At 57.1% G+C, this 13574-nt stretch carries 19 protein-coding genes; 13 read left to right on the top strand and 6 right to left on the bottom strand.

Features of this window, described 5'->3' with window-relative positions:
• Nucleotides 1–43 precede the first annotated feature (43 nt).
• On the top strand, nt 44–235 hold the full coding sequence (locus Tel_11120) for a hypothetical protein (GenBank protein ID ALP53638.1): 192 nt from the start codon (nt 44–46) through the stop codon (nt 233–235).
• 100 nt (nt 236–335) lie between these two features.
• Here Tel_11120 and Tel_11115 read toward each other — a convergent pair whose 3' ends face one another.
• The 6 genes from Tel_11115 to Tel_11090 form a co-directional block, all read right to left on the bottom strand.
• The gene (locus tag Tel_11115) at nt 336–803 is read right to left on the bottom strand and encodes a bacterioferritin (protein ALP53637.1); all 468 of its coding nucleotides are present in this window, start codon (nt 801–803) and stop codon (nt 336–338) included.
• A gap of 10 nt (nt 804–813) precedes the next feature.
• Entirely contained in the window at nt 814–1278 is a 465-nt protein-coding gene (locus Tel_11110; GenBank protein ALP53636.1) for a bacterioferritin, read from the bottom strand.
• A gap of 397 nt (nt 1279–1675) precedes the next feature.
• A complete protein-coding gene (locus Tel_11105; protein ALP53635.1) occupies nt 1676–2140 on the bottom strand; it encodes a DNA starvation/stationary phase protection protein in 465 nt (154 codons plus the stop codon).
• 150 nt (nt 2141–2290) lie between these two features.
• Nucleotides 2291–3109 carry a hypothetical protein gene (locus tag Tel_11100; GenBank protein ALP53634.1) on the bottom strand — a complete coding sequence of 273 codons (819 nt, stop codon included), beginning with the start codon at nt 3107–3109 and terminating at the stop codon, nt 2291–2293.
• Between the two features lie 82 nt (nt 3110–3191).
• On the bottom strand, nt 3192–3473 hold the full coding sequence (locus Tel_11095; protein ID ALP53633.1) for a hypothetical protein: 282 nt from the start codon (nt 3471–3473) through the stop codon (nt 3192–3194).
• A gap of 163 nt (nt 3474–3636) precedes the next feature.
• A complete protein-coding gene (locus Tel_11090) occupies nt 3637–4437 on the bottom strand; it encodes an inositol monophosphatase (protein ALP53632.1) in 801 nt (266 codons plus the stop codon).
• Nucleotides 4438–4490: 53 nt separating this feature from the next.
• On the opposite strand from Tel_11090, the gene Tel_11085 reads away from it, so the two are divergent.
• From Tel_11085 to Tel_11030, 12 genes are all read left to right on the top strand, one after another.
• Nucleotides 4491–5276, top strand: coding sequence for a hypothetical protein (locus Tel_11085; GenBank protein ID ALP53631.1), 786 nt, complete (start codon nt 4491–4493; stop codon nt 5274–5276).
• Between the two features lie 82 nt (nt 5277–5358).
• A complete protein-coding gene (locus Tel_11080) occupies nt 5359–6159 on the top strand; it encodes a serine acetyltransferase (GenBank protein ID ALP53630.1) in 801 nt (266 codons plus the stop codon).
• A 100-nt stretch (nt 6160–6259) separates the two neighbouring features.
• Nucleotides 6260–6757, top strand: coding sequence for a transcriptional regulator (locus Tel_11075; protein ID ALP53629.1), 498 nt, complete (start codon nt 6260–6262; stop codon nt 6755–6757).
• A gap of 27 nt (nt 6758–6784) precedes the next feature.
• Complete coding sequence (locus Tel_11070) at nt 6785–7924, top strand: cysteine desulfurase (GenBank protein ID ALP53628.1); 1140 nt, start codon at nt 6785–6787, stop codon at nt 7922–7924.
• 40 nt (nt 7925–7964) lie between these two features.
• A complete protein-coding gene (locus tag Tel_11065) occupies nt 7965–9179 on the top strand; it encodes a cysteine desulfurase (GenBank protein ID ALP53627.1) in 1215 nt (404 codons plus the stop codon).
• Between the two features lie 32 nt (nt 9180–9211).
• Complete coding sequence (locus Tel_11060) at nt 9212–9613, top strand: scaffolding protein (protein ID ALP53626.1); 402 nt, start codon at nt 9212–9214, stop codon at nt 9611–9613.
• A gap of 37 nt (nt 9614–9650) precedes the next feature.
• The gene (gene iscA / locus Tel_11055) at nt 9651–9974 is read left to right on the top strand and encodes an iron-sulfur cluster assembly protein IscA (GenBank protein ID ALP53625.1); all 324 of its coding nucleotides are present in this window, start codon (nt 9651–9653) and stop codon (nt 9972–9974) included.
• 15 nt (nt 9975–9989) lie between these two features.
• On the top strand, nt 9990–10523 hold the full coding sequence (locus Tel_11050; GenBank protein ALP53624.1) for a hypothetical protein: 534 nt from the start codon (nt 9990–9992) through the stop codon (nt 10521–10523).
• Nucleotides 10524–10582: 59 nt separating this feature from the next.
• Complete coding sequence (hscA, locus tag Tel_11045; protein ID ALP53623.1) at nt 10583–12454, top strand: molecular chaperone HscA; 1872 nt, start codon at nt 10583–10585, stop codon at nt 12452–12454.
• Between the two features lie 3 nt (nt 12455–12457).
• Nucleotides 12458–12796, top strand: a complete 339-nt coding sequence (locus Tel_11040) for a 2Fe-2S ferredoxin (GenBank protein ALP53622.1) — start codon at nt 12458–12460, stop codon at nt 12794–12796.
• A 27-nt stretch (nt 12797–12823) separates the two neighbouring features.
• Entirely contained in the window at nt 12824–13018 is a 195-nt protein-coding gene (locus Tel_11035) for a hypothetical protein (protein ALP54841.1), read from the top strand.
• A gap of 127 nt (nt 13019–13145) precedes the next feature.
• Nucleotides 13146–13571, top strand: coding sequence for a nucleoside diphosphate kinase (locus Tel_11030; GenBank protein ALP53621.1), 426 nt, complete (start codon nt 13146–13148; stop codon nt 13569–13571).
• Nucleotides 13572–13574 lie beyond the last annotated feature (3 nt).

Here is a 13574-nt window from a genome sequence, read left to right as displayed (position 1 = left end):
TTCACTCTTAAACAGCTATCTTATTTAAATTGAGAGTTGCGAAATGAGAGATTTTAAAAATTCCCCGTCTCAGGCGACGCCGCTAGCGCAAGCCAAAGGACAAGCGGGCCTCGAGACGCTCAGAGTGACCAGTGACGAACTACTTGCGGGGCAGAAAGAGATCATTATCGAACATGGCGGAGAAGAGTATCGTTTGCGAAAAACGAAACAAGGCAAGCTCATTCTTACCAAATAAAAGCAGAGCGCATTGATCAGCCGTTATTGGGTTTGTAACCAACCCATCGAAATAGTAGCCAGGGCGCGCTTGTAAGCCGCGCGCCCCTGAATAGCTGTTGTTACATCTGTGATTGCAAGTAATTTTGCAGGCCGATCTTATCGATCAGGCCCAGTTGTTTTTCCAGCCAGTAGGCGTGATCCTCTTCGGTGTCGGCCAGCATGGTTTCGAGGATTTCGCGGGTCTGGTAGTCCTGCTCTTTTTCACACTGGGCGATGGCTTTTCGCAGTGCGTTGATCACCTGATTTTCCAGTGCCAGGTCGTTGGCCAGTATCTCCGGTACATCTTTGCCGATGTTGAGCGGCGCGCGGTTACCCACTTGCGGTGTGCCTTCTAAAAACAGAATGCGTTTGATGAGGGCGTCAGCGTGTTGCTTTTCATCGTCCATTTCATGGTCGATGCGTTCGTAGAGTTTGCTCAGCCCCCAGTCGTCAAACATACGTGAATGGGTGAAGTATTGATCCATGGCGGTGAGTTCACCGGCGAGGAGCGTATTGAGGGTGTCGATGATTTTTTGATTGCCTTTCATGGTGTGCTCCTTACATCATTTTTTGCAGATAGTTTTGAATGCCGATGTCGTCAATCAGCGAGAGTTGGGTCTCCAGCCAATCCAGATATTCTTCAGTGTGTTCCAGCATCTCTTCCAATAGCTCGCGGCTGACGTAATCGGGGGCGGATTCACATTGGGCGATACCTTCTACCAATTGGCTGCGGATCTCGGTGGTCAGGGCCAGGTCGGCTTCGATCATTTCTTTTGGGTCTTCGCCGATGCGGAGCTTGCCCAGGTCCTGCAGATTGGGCAGACCCTCCAGGAACAGTACCCGGTTGATGAGATCGTCGGCCTGTTTCATGGCCTTGATGGAGGCCTTGTAGGACGTTTCATTGAGTTCGTTAAAGCCCCAGTTCTTATATATGCGGGCATGGAGGAAAAACTGGCTCGTCGACGTCAGTTCGTTTTTCAAAACACGGTTGAGGAGTTTGATAATAGGCTTGTTACCTTTCATGGCAGATTCCTTTGCTTCCTCGGCAGATGATTAGTTATGGGGTGGGCTGGCTATCCGAACGGAATGGCTGGCGATGACCGGGGATAGGTCAATGGAGGGGGATGGTGGCCCGAAAGGGGGCGGGGTGTCAAGTATAAGTTATTGAATGGAAAATAAAAACAATTCTTATTACTATTTATGGCAGTGCTTTGTCACTCAATCAGGACATGGCCTCGGCTGCTTCTGGAAATGGCGATGTGGATGGAAATTAGTTGGACAGCGGCCTGGCTTTGCGTGTCGGTGGGTCTGCTCACCAACGCATATCTACGCTGCCGGATGAGCGTGCCGTTTGGGGGCGTGATTAAACCCTCGTTAATTACTTAACGAGGGTTCGCGGAGTGGCCGGAGCAGTGGGCCCTTATTGCAAGGCGCGCAGCATCCAGGCTGTTTTCTCATGGACACGCATGCGGTCGGAGACCAATGCCGCCGTCGATTCATCGCTCGCTTCCTGAGCCGGCACCAGCACTTCGCGGCAGGTTTTTACAACCTGCTCATGGCCGTGAGTCAGAATGTCGATCATCTCTTTCGCTGCCGGTACGCCTTCCACTTCTTTAATGGAACTCAGTTCCGCGAAAGATTTGTAGGTGCCGGGCGCGGCGACATCCAATGTGCGTATGCGTTCCGCGATTTCGTCCACCGCGGTTGCGAGTTCAGTGTAGTGCTCTTCGAACATCAGGTGCAGCTCGCGGAACTGAGGGCCGGTGACATTCCAGTGAAAGTTGTGCGTTTGCAGATAAAGCGTGTAGGAGTCCGCCAACAGCCGCTTTAGACCGGCGGCGATATTGAGACGGTCCTGTTCATTAATGCCGATGTCTATGTTCATGGGGTTTCTTCCTTGGTTTTTTGAATGGGTAAAAAACACGCTTCGCCACACGCTGTTAGACAATATAGACGGATGATGGCGACCGGTGTAGGGAGTAATTCTAACCCAAGCGGGAGGGTCTTTTCAGGGACTTTTTTGCCGCAAAGGCCGTTACTCCACCGGTGTGTCCAGATTGTTACCCCATTCGGCCCAGGAGCCTGGATAGGCCTTGAGCTTGTCGAAGCCGAGGCTTTTGAGGGCGATGTAGAGCAGGGCCGAGCGGCGGTGGGTGTGGCAATAGGTGATGATTTCCTGTTTAGGTTTTATCTTCAACTCTTTGATGATTTTATTTAACTCTTTCTCTGGCTTGAGGCGCATGCTGTGTTCCGGCGCGAGCAGGCGGCGGTGATCCAGATTGACGGCGCCGGGGATGTGGCCACCGCGTCGGGCACGTATTTCCCGCCCCGAAAATTCTTCTGGCGTGCGGGCGTCAAGCAGGGTGATCGAGCTGTCATTTAGGTGTTGCAGCAGATAGAGCAGATCGACGGCGCTTCCGTCAGGCTGGTAGTTGAATTTGCGCTCAACGGGTTCGGGCGGCGTGTCACCTTCTTCGACCGGGTGACGTTCATCGAGCCAGGCGGGCAGGCCGCCGTTGAGCAGGGAATAGTGAGGGTGGCCGACGAGGTCGAGGGTCCAGAGCAGGCGCGCGGCGCGGCCGTTGTCCTCGTTGTCGTAGGCGATGACATGCGCCCCGGGGCGCAGACCGATGCGGTTCAGGACCCGGGCCAGCGGTGCCTGGGGCGAGAGTTCACCGGCGCCGGGCGGCAGTTCGCAGGTCAGTTGTTGATAGGGTAAATGGACGGCGCCGGGGACATGGTAGGCGCGGTGGGTTTCCGGATCGGACACATCGATGATGAGCAGCTGTTCGTCACCCAGGCGCGGCAGCAACTGCTCCGCTTCCAGAATGAGCGGCAGTTCCGGTTCGGTCATGATCAACTCCCTTGGTGCTGGCGGGCCGGAATATAAGCTTGGCCCGGCTCGGCCCTTGGAATCAAATAGGCAAAAACTGTGGTTATGCGGATTTCAGCAGACGTTCTTTTTGTTGCTGATAGCAGATGACCTGCGCTGTGTGGGTGGGGCGCTCGTCGGCCTGGGATTTGACTACGACCTGTTCCTGAGTGGCGACGTTTTCTTCTTCCTCGGGAGAGTACACCGCGATAATCTCGAAGTCGCCGGGCCAGGGATCGTAACTCAACATGCTGGCGATTTCCTCCAGCCCCCCAAGTACGTCCTTCATGATGATTTCCTGTTGTTTATTGCCGGAAATGGCCCGTTTGCAAAGCTTATCTGACATTGCCCTACCTCACCTCACTGCTAACCAATATATCGGGCAAAGCAGGGACGAACTTGAAAAAATCACCCAGGAAAGTCGCTCCGGAAGGCGGGTTGCGTGGCTATCTGAAGTGGATTGTCACTGGCTTATCAGCGGCTTAAGAGATGTTTTTAAAGCGCGAAAATTAATCGATCTGGCTGGCGTAGGGATGCAACGCCTTGACCATCGCCTTGAACACTTTGGGATTGGCGGCGATGACGTGGCCGGTCTCGAAAATATGGTGGCCGCCCTTGATATCGGAGACCATGCCGCCGGCCTCCTGGATCAGCAATAGGCCGGCGGCCATATCCCAGGGATTCAGGTTCAGTTCCCAAAAGCCGTCCAGACGGCCGGCGGCCACATAGGCCAGATCCAGGGCGGCGGAGCCGGCGCGGCGAATGCCGGCGGTGGGGATGACCATGGCCTTGAACATCTGCAGATAGAGGTCCAGATAGCGCTGGTCCTTGAAGGGGAAACCGGTGCCGAGCAGGGCGCCGTCCAGCCCCTTGGCGGCGCTGACGCGCAGGCGACGGCCGTTCAGCTGGGCCCCGGCGCCGCGGCTGGCGCTGAAGATCTCGTCTTTGAGTGGATCATAGACCACGGCATGTTCCAGGCGGTCTTTTTGCCGTACCGCGATGGAGACTGAATATTGGGGAAACTGGTGCAGGTAATTGGTGGTGCCATCCAGCGGGTCGATGATCCATTCGAATTCGCTGTCGTTGCTGGCGGCGCTGCTGCCGCTTTCTTCCGCCAGGATGGCGTGATCGGGGTAGGCCCTGCGGATGGTGCGAATGATTTCCTGTTCGGCCATCTGATCCACTTCGCTGACATAGTCGTTTTCGGACTTGTGCTTGACGGTGAGCGAGTCCATGCGAGCGGTGGCGCGCATGATGATGTCGCCGGCGTTGCGGGCGGCACGGATAGCGATGTTGACGATGGGGTGCATGGCGGATTCCTGCTTCCTGCTGCGGCTGAACGGGGCGCAAAGGATACCAGAGAATGGCGATTTTTGTGAGGCTTCCGCGCGCTGTTCGTTTAGAATACGTCCCCATGAAATCGAACATACGCATCGTCCTGGTCAATACCACCCATCCGGGCAACATCGGCGCCGCCGCCCGTGCCATGAAGAACATGGGGCTGACACGGCTCTATCTGGTCCAGCCGCAGGGGTTTCCCTGCGCCGAGGCCACCGCCCGCGCTTCCGGCGCCGACGATCTGCTGGCCCATGCGGTCGTGTGTGACAGCCTGGAACAGGCCCTGGCGGGTTGTCGCTTCGTGGTCGGCACCAGTGCCCGCAGTCGGCGCATCAGCTGGCCGGTGGAAAACCCACGGCAATGCGCCGCGCGCATGCTGCAAGAGTGCGAGCAGGGGGAGGTGGCGCTGGTATTCGGGCGTGAACACTCCGGCTTGAGCAATGCGGAACTGGAAACCTGCCATTATTTGGTGCACATCCCCGGCAATCCCGATTTTTCTTCGTTAAATCTGGCAGCGGCGGTGCAGGTGCTCAGCTATGAGTTGATGATGGCGCACACGGAGCAGGACGCGGGGCCTGGGGAAGATCGGCGTGATTTGGCCCCGGCGGACGAGATGGAATCATTTTTCGGCCACCTGGAACAAACCCTGGTGGAGTTGGAATTCCTCGACGCCAATCAACCGCGCAAGCTGATGCGCCGTCTACGCCGCCTGTTCAACCGCGCCCGGCTGGACAAGACCGAGGTCAACATTCTGCGCGGTGTGTTCTCCGCCGCTCAGGGGCGCAAGCTGTCTAAGAAAACAGGGCGCTGATTGGCTTCGACTGGCGCGCTCAGGCTATAGTTGACTCAGGTATTAGTATAATAGGTATCAAGCAAAGGACGAGTGTTTGCGCATGTTTCGACGTATTCGCGAAGATATTCAATGTGTGTTCGAACGGGACCCGGCGGCGCGCAATGTGTTCGAGGTGCTGACCACCTATCCTGGGCTGCATGCGGTCCTGGCCCACCGCGTCAGCCATGGGCTGTGGAACAACGGTCTGAAATGGCTGGCCCGTTTCAACTCAACTCTGGCCCGCTGGCTGACCGGTATCGAGATTCATCCCGGCGCCAAAATCGGGCGCCGTTTTTTCATTGATCATGGGATGGGCGTGGTTATCGGGGAAACCGCGGAAATTGGCGATGACTGCACCCTCTACCACGGCGTGACCTTGGGGGGTACCAGTTGGGACAAGGGTAAGCGCCATCCCACCCTGGGTAACAACGTTGTGGTGGGCGCCGGCGCCAAGGTGCTGGGTCCGATCACCCTGGGGGCCGGCGTGCGCGTCGGCTCGAATGCGGTGGTGGTGAAAGATGTGGCTCCAAATCAAACGGTTATCGGTGTTCCAGGGCGCCTGATGGCGCGTCCGACGAGCGCAAAAGAAAAGACTCGGCAGGCCATGGCGAAAAAGATCGGCTTCGATGCCTACGGCATGTCCCAGGACATGACAGATCCCATGACCAACGCCATCAACCACATGCTTGACCACATTCACGCCATGGATACCCGAATGGAGGCGATGTGCCGTGAAATCGAGCAGTTGGGCGGAAATATCGAAAATGTCCCCATGCCAGAGCTGGATGTCGACGAGATCCAGGACGGGGGTGAAAAACCGGCGCAAAAGGTCCACAATACCTTAGTCAAGAATAAGGATTAATACTTGACCACTGTACTCAGGTATAGTATTATCCCCAGTATGGATGTGGCATTATGAATCATTTAAATATTGGTCGTTGAAGACAGCAAGAGGGATTGCCATGAGACTTACCACTAAAGGTCGTTACGCCGTAACCGCAATGTTGGATCTGGCTTTGCATGCAACCGAAGGCCCCGTGCCTTTGGCGGACATTTCACAGCGCCAGGGGATTTCACTCTCTTATTTGGAGCAGCTGTTCTCGCGCCTACGTCGTCAGGGACTGGTGGACAGCGCGCGCGGTCCGGGTGGCGGTTATCGCTTGTCCCGTTCGGCGGCAGATATCGCCGTGGTCGACGTCATCAACGCCATTGATGAAAACGTCAACGTCACCCGCTGCGGCGGTCAAGGCGACTGCCAGGATGGCGAGCCATGTTTGACTCATGAGCTGTGGTGCGATCTAAGCAAACAGATCCATGACTTCCTGGCCGGCATTGACCTGCAGCAGCTGGTTGAGCGGCGCTTCGTTAGGGAAGTGTCCAAGCGTCAGGACGGTCGTGAAGACAGTGCGGCCCTCGGCGCGACTATCGAAGAAGTGGCGGCGACTCCGGGGCACGCCTAACATCTTATATCTGGAGTAGGTCAGGGTATGCAGACATACCTGGATCACAATGCCACCACGCCGCTCGATGAACGTGTACTCGACGACATGCTGCCTTTTTTGCGGCTGCATTATGGCAATCCTTCCGCAGTTTATCGGCAGGGGCGTTTGGCGAGGCAGGCGATAGAGACAGCGCGTGAGCAGGTCGCCCAGCTGGTTAATGTTCATCCCTCGCAGGTGGTTTTCACAAGCGGCGGTACCGAGGCGAACAATCTCGCCATTAAGGGCGCGGTCGCAGGGCTTAACTGCCTGGCGGTCAGCGCCATTGAACATGCCTCGGTGATGGCGCCGGCGCGTCAGGTGACGCGTGGACGACAGCTGATAGAAATCGCGGTCGATCAGCACGGGCGGGTGAGCGAGGCCGCCATGCGGGAGGCCTTGGCGGCGGGCCCCGATATGGTCTCGGTGATGTTGGCGAACAATGAAACGGGTGTCGTACAAGACATCCCCCGCCTGGCCGGTCTGGCCGAGGAAGGCGGTGTGCTGTTCCATACCGATGCGGTTCAGGCCGCCGGTAAAATAGAGGTCGATTTTGCCGCTTTAGGCGTGCACCTGATGAGCTTGTCGGCACACAAGATCTACGGCCCAAAGGGCGCAGGTGCTCTGGTGTTTGACAAGCATCTTGATCTTCAGCCCCAGTTGGTTGGCGGCGGCCAGGAAGAGGGATATCGCAGCGGTACGGAGAATGTCGCTGCCATCGTCGGTTTTGGCAGGGCGGCCGAGCTGGCCCTGGCGGAACTCGCGCCGCGCCAAGCCAAGGTTGCGGCATTGCGCCACCAACTGTTGCAAGGGCTGGAGCGAATAGAAAGTGTAGTGGTATTCGCCCGACAGGCCGAGTGCCTGTCCAATACGGTCTATATGGCCCTGCCCGGCATCGAGGGTGAAACACTCTTGATGGAGATGGACCGCGTCGGCGTGGCTGTCGCCAGCGGCTCTGCATGTGACAGCCGCAAGCCCGGGTCCAGCCATGTGCTGCGCGCCATGGGGGTTGATGAAACTCTGGCCCGCGGCGCTGTCAGAGTCAGTATCGGCAAGGACAATAGCGAGCGCGACATAGAGAATTTTTTGCAGGTTATGAACCGGCAAGCGAAGGTTCTGCAGGACAATGCCATGTTGGCGTGGGCCTGAAGAGTCTTAACGAACACAACGCGATTTGGAGATTGTGAGTATGAAACTGCCTATTTATCTGGATTATTCGGCGACCACGCCAATCGATCCAAGAGTGGCTGAAAAAATGGCCGGTTGTTTGACCATGGACGGGGTGTTCGGTAATCCTGCGTCCCGCTCCCATTCATTCGGCTGGAAGGCCGACGAACTGGTGAATGAGGCGCGCGCCAACGTCGCGGCCTTGATCAATGCCGATCCAAAGGAGATCGTCTGGACGTCCGGTGCCACCGAGTCGGACAATCTCGCCATCAAGGGTGCCGCGCGCTTCTATCAGCGCAAAGGCAAGCATATTATTACCTGTAAGACCGAGCACAAGGCGGTGTTGGATACCTGTCGTCAGCTGGAACGTGAAGGTTTCGAAATCACCTATCTGGAGCCGGAAAAGAATGGTTTGATCGATCTGGCCAAGCTGGAAGCAGCGATGCGTGACGACACCATCCTGGTGTCTATCATGCACGTCAACAACGAGATCGGTGTTATTCAGGACATCGAGGCTATCGGCAAACTGACCCGTTCACGCGGTATCGTTTTTCATGTCGATGCTGCCCAGAGTGCCGGCAAGGTCGAGATCGATCTGCAGCAGCTGGACGTCGATCTGATGTCCTTTTCCGGGCACAAAATTTACGGGCCTAAGGGCATCGGTGTGCTATACGTGCGGCGTAAGCCCCGCATCCGTATCGAAGCGCAAATGCACGGCGGCGGTCATGAGCGTGGAATGCGCTCAGGTACCTTGCCTGTGCACCAGATTGTCGGCATGGGTGAGGCTTTCCGCATCGCCAAGGAAGATATGGCAGAGGAGAATGAACGTATTTTGAAGTTGCGTAACCGGCTTTGGAACGGCCTGCGGGATATCGACGAGGTGTACCTTAACGGCGATGCCGAGCAGCGCGTTCCCGGTAATCTGAATGTCAGTTTCAACTTCGTCGAGGGCGAGTCGCTGATCATGGCGCTCAAGGACATTGCCGTGTCCTCGGGTTCCGCGTGTACCTCGGCGAGCCTCGAACCGTCTTATGTGCTGCGCGCCATCGGCCGCAGCGATGAATTGGCGCATAGCTCTATCCGTTTCAGTATCGGACGTTTCACCAGGGAGGAGGAGATCGATTACACCGTGGAGCTGGTCAAAGGGAAAGTGGCTAAACTGCGCGAACTCTCTCCCCTGTGGGAGATGTATCAAGAAGGTGTTGATCTGGATAGCGTCCAATGGGCGGCACACTAATCGGCAGGGAGCAGGATTGAGAGGATACAAGCATGGCATACAGTGAAAAGGTATTGGACCATTATGAAAACCCGCGCAACGTCGGTTCCTTGGATAAAAAGGAGGCCAGTGTCGGTACGGGTATGGTTGGCGCGCCGGCCTGCGGCGATGTGATGAAGTTGCAGATAAAGGTCAACGAACAGGGCGTGATCGAGGATGCGCGTTTCAAGACCTATGGTTGTGGTTCGGCGATCGCTTCCAGCTCACTGCTTACCGAATGGGTCAAAGGCAAGACCTTGGATGAAGCATCCCAGATCAAGAACTCCGATATCGCCGAAGAGCTGGCCCTGCCACCGGTCAAGATTCACTGTTCGGTATTGGCGGAAGACGCCATTAAGGCGGCCATTGAAGATTTTAGAGCCAAGCAACAAACAGGTGCCGCGGACGCAGAGTGATATTCCGAAGTCGGTAGCCAGTAGAGGATAGTTAGCAATGAGTATTACATTGACAGAAAAGGCAGCCAACCACGTCAAGAAATTTCTTGCCAGCCGCGGCAAGGGCGCAGGCCTGCGCCTGGGTGTAAAAACCAGCGGCTGTTCCGGTATGGCTTATGTGCTGGAGTTCGCCGACAAGATCGACGCGGAAGACCAGGTCTTCGAAGATCACGGCGTGAAGGTGGTGATCGACTCAAAGAGCCTGCTTTATCTGGACGGTACCGAGCTGGATTTCGTCAAGGAAGGCCTTAATGAAGGTTTTCAGTTCAACAACCCCAATGTCAAAGACGCCTGCGGTTGTGGTGAAAGCTTTAACGTCTGATTTGAAAACCTTGTTGTGGATTTCAAGCAAAACTATTTTGAATTGTTCGGTTTGCCCGAGGCCTTCGAGTTAGACTTGAAGCTCCTGTCGGCGCGCTATCAAGAGCTCCAGAAAACTTTCCATCCCGATCGTTTTGCCAGCGCTTCCGAGCGCGAGCGCCGTATCAGTTTGCAGCAGGCGGCGCAGGTCAATGCGGCCTTCCAAACCTTGAAGGATCCCTTGGCCCGGGCCCGCTATTTGCTCGAGCTGCGCGGTGCGGTGACGAATGACGAGGCGACGACCATTCGCGATCCCGAATTTCTGGAGCAACAAATGGGGTTGCGCGAGGAATTGGCGGAAATCAAACTCGGCGACGATCCGATGGCGGCGTTAATGCGTTTCATGAAGCAATTGGATCAGCGCGTGAAAGATTGTGTCGAACAGTTGAAACAGGATTTCGCCCGCGGTGATGAGGCCGCGTTGCTTCGGGCTCAGACGGCGGTTCATCAGCTGCAGTTTCTGTATCGTCTTAGACAAGAGGCGGAGGCCCTTGAAGAAGCGCTGATTTGACGCCACATAAAGCACGTTAAAATTTTTTTCGCCTGTATCAACTAAAGGCAATTAAGCACATGGCATTGCTACAGATTAACGAACCGGGACAATCCACCGCGCCGCACCAACATCGCTTGGCGGTGGGCATTGATCTCGGCACCACCAATTCGCTGGTGGCTTCGGTGCGCAGCGGCGTGGCGGAGACGTTTCCCGACCACGAGGGCCGCCACCTGCTGCCCTCGGTGGTACGCTATCTGGCCGACGGCACGCTCGAGGTGGGACAGGCTGCCCGTGCGGCGGCGCCCAAGGATCCGCGCAACAGTATTTCCTCAGTCAAGCGCCTGATGGGCCGCGGGCCGGAAGAGGTGCGGCGCATGCATCTGCCCTATGAATTCGTCGAGACTGAATCCGCTGTGCCGCGCATCCACACCGTCGCCGGCGATGTGAGTCCGGTGGAGGTGTCGGCCGAGATCCTGAAGGCGCTCAAACAGCGCGCCGAAGAGACGCTCGGCGGCGAGCTGAGCGGTGCGGTGATCACCGTGCCGGCCTATTTCGACGATGCCCAGCGCCAGGCCACCAAGGACGCTGCACGCTTTGCCGGTTTGAACGTGTTGCGCCTGTTGAATGAACCGACAGCGGCGGCGGTGGCCTACGGCCTTGATCGCGGTTCGGAGGGCGTGCACGTGGTGTATGATCTGGGCGGCGGTACCTTCGACGTGTCCATCCTGCGCTTCAGTCGCGGTGTCTTCGAGGTGCTGGCCACAGCCGGTGATTCAGCCTTGGGTGGTGACGACTTCGATCATCTGATCGTCGAGTGGCTGTTGCAGCAGGCTGATATGGGCGACGATCCCGCCCAGCGTCATTCCCGCGCCCTGATGCATCAGGCGCGCAGTATCAAGGAGCAACTCACCGAGGCGGAACAGGTAGAGGTCAGTCTGGAGCGGCCGACCGGCACCCCCTGGCAGGGCGTGCTGACACGAAAGGGTTTCAATGAACTGATCGAGCCGCTGGTGCGCAAGACCTTATTGCCCTGTCGCCGCACCCTGCGTGATGCCGGCGTGGAGTTGGAGGATATCGAAGACGTGGTCATGGTGGGCGGTTCCACCCGCGTGCCGCTGGTGCGTGAAATGGTCGGCGAGTTTTTTCAGACCGAGCCCCTGGTGGATATCGACCCCGACCGGGTGGTGGCCGTCGGCGCCGCCCTGCAGGCCGATGCGCTGGCCGGCAACAGGCCCGACGACGAGATGCTGTTGCTGGATGTGATTCCCTTGTCCCTGGGGCTGGAGACCATGGGTGGTTTGGTGGAAAAACTGATTCCGCGCAATACTACCATCCCGGTGGCGCGGGCGCAGGAATTCACCACCTTCAAGGACGGCCAGACCGCCATGGGCATTCACGTGCTGCAGGGCGAGCGCGAACTGGTGAGCGACTGCCGTTCCCTGGCCCGTTTCGAGTTGCACGGCATTCCGCCCATGGTGGCGGGGGCAGCGCGCATTCGTGTCACCTTTCAAGTGGATGCCGATGGTCTGCTCAGCGTCATGGCCGAAGAGCTGAGCACCGGCGTCAAGAGTGCCATCGAGGTTAAACCCGCCTACGGTCTGAGCGAGGGCGAGATTGAGCAGATGCTGCGCGACTCCTTCGACTACGCCGAAAAGGACATGCAGGCGCGCAGTCTGCGCGAGCAGCAGGTGGAGGCCGACCGCGTGCTCGAGGCCATCGACGCCGCCCTCGCCGCCGACGGCGAGGCCTTACTGTCGGCGGAGGAGCGGCGCAACATCGATCGGGCCATCGCGGCGCTACAACAGGCGCGCGCTGGTGAAGATGTGCAGGCCATCAAACAGGCCGTGGAGGCGCTGGATCAAGCGGCAGGGGAATTCGCCGCGCGGCGTATGGACGCCAGTGTCAGGAAGGTCCTCAAGGGCCATACACTAGACGAATTTTCAGAGTAAAGAATGACTAAGATTATATTTCTACCCCACGCAGAATTATGTCCGGAAGGCCAGGTGGTCGAGGCCGAACGCGGTACCACCATCCTGGATGCCGCCCTCGCCAACGGCATCGAGCTGGAGCATGCCTGCGAAAAATCTTGTGCCTGCACCACCTGTCACGTCATCGTGCGTGAGGGCTTTGACTCCCTCAACGAGGCCAGTGACGCCGAGGAGGACATGCTCGATAAGGCCTGGGGCCTGGAGCCTGATTCGCGTCTGGGCTGCCAGGCGGCGGTGTCCGAGGAGGAACTGGTGGTCGAGATTCCTAAATACACGATTAACATGGTTTCCGAAAACAATTGATTTTAAAGGGAGGATAGGCAAATGAGCCTGAAATGGACTGATTCGCTGGAGATCGCCATCGCCCTGGATGAGGCCCATCCCGAGGTCGATCCCAAGACCATCCGTTTTACCGATTTAATGGATTGGGTCATGGCCCTGGAGGAATTCGACGACGATCCGGACCACTGCGGCGAAAAAATCCTTGAGGGTATCCAAATGGCCTGGATCGAGGAGCGTGAGTAATGCCGGCCCGATGCCTGTGGACGTTGTTTGTTAGTCGGTAACCAGCTAAAATGCAACAGTTTTTGAACCCGCGTTGACCGCGGGTTTGTCCTATATATAGATCTGAAAATTTGGAGAGATATTGACCATGGCCGTTGAACGTACCCTTTCTATCATCAAGCCCGATGCCGTCGCCAAGAATGTTATCGGTGAAATCTACAGCCGTTTCGAAAAGGCGGGCCTGCAGATCATCGCCGCCAAGATGACCCGCCTTAGCCGTGAGCAGGCCGAAGGTTTCTATGCTGTGCACAAAGAGCGTCCCTTCTTCGGCGACCTGGTAAAGTTTATGACCTCCGGTCCGGTCATGATCCAGGTGCTGGAAGGTGAAAACGCCATCGCCTTGAATCGCGAACTGATGGGTGCCACCAATCCCAAGGAAGCCGAGGCCGGCACCATCCGCGCCGACTTTGCCGACTCGATCGACGCCAACGCCGTGCACGGTTCCGATGCACCTGAAACCGCCGCCACCGAAATCGCGTATTTCTTCGGCGACGAGTTGTATTCACGGAGCTGATCT

This window comes from Candidatus Tenderia electrophaga, assembly GCA_001447805.1.
Taxonomy (GTDB): domain Bacteria; phylum Pseudomonadota; class Gammaproteobacteria; order Tenderiales; family Tenderiaceae; genus Tenderia; species Tenderia electrophaga.
Note: the sequence above shows the minus strand (reverse complement) of the source record. Positions and strands in the feature narration are given on the sequence as shown.

Coding starts and splice junctions, on each gene's coding strand:
- Tel_11120 (ALP53638.1), top strand. CDS start 44: ATGAGAGATTTTAAAAATTCCCCGTCTCAGGCGACGCCGCTAGCGCAA.
- Tel_11115 (ALP53637.1), bottom strand. CDS start 803: ATGAAAGGCAATCAAAAAATCATCGACACCCTCAATACGCTCCTCGCC.
- Tel_11110 (ALP53636.1), bottom strand. CDS start 1,278: ATGAAAGGTAACAAGCCTATTATCAAACTCCTCAACCGTGTTTTGAAA.
- Tel_11105 (ALP53635.1), bottom strand. CDS start 2,140: ATGAACATAGACATCGGCATTAATGAACAGGACCGTCTCAATATCGCC.
- Tel_11100 (ALP53634.1), bottom strand. CDS start 3,109: ATGACCGAACCGGAACTGCCGCTCATTCTGGAAGCGGAGCAGTTGCTG.
- Tel_11095 (ALP53633.1), bottom strand. CDS start 3,473: ATGTCAGATAAGCTTTGCAAACGGGCCATTTCCGGCAATAAACAACAG.
- Tel_11090 (ALP53632.1), bottom strand. CDS start 4,437: ATGCACCCCATCGTCAACATCGCTATCCGTGCCGCCCGCAACGCCGGC.
- Tel_11085 (ALP53631.1), top strand. CDS start 4,491: ATGGCGATTTTTGTGAGGCTTCCGCGCGCTGTTCGTTTAGAATACGTC.
- Tel_11080 (ALP53630.1), top strand. CDS start 5,359: ATGTTTCGACGTATTCGCGAAGATATTCAATGTGTGTTCGAACGGGAC.
- Tel_11075 (ALP53629.1), top strand. CDS start 6,260: ATGAGACTTACCACTAAAGGTCGTTACGCCGTAACCGCAATGTTGGAT.
- Tel_11070 (ALP53628.1), top strand. CDS start 6,785: ATGCAGACATACCTGGATCACAATGCCACCACGCCGCTCGATGAACGT.
- Tel_11065 (ALP53627.1), top strand. CDS start 7,965: ATGAAACTGCCTATTTATCTGGATTATTCGGCGACCACGCCAATCGAT.
- Tel_11060 (ALP53626.1), top strand. CDS start 9,212: ATGGCATACAGTGAAAAGGTATTGGACCATTATGAAAACCCGCGCAAC.
- iscA (ALP53625.1), top strand. CDS start 9,651: ATGAGTATTACATTGACAGAAAAGGCAGCCAACCACGTCAAGAAATTT.
- hscA (ALP53623.1), top strand. CDS start 10,583: ATGGCATTGCTACAGATTAACGAACCGGGACAATCCACCGCGCCGCAC.
- Tel_11040 (ALP53622.1), top strand. CDS start 12,458: ATGACTAAGATTATATTTCTACCCCACGCAGAATTATGTCCGGAAGGC.
- Tel_11030 (ALP53621.1), top strand. CDS start 13,146: ATGGCCGTTGAACGTACCCTTTCTATCATCAAGCCCGATGCCGTCGCC.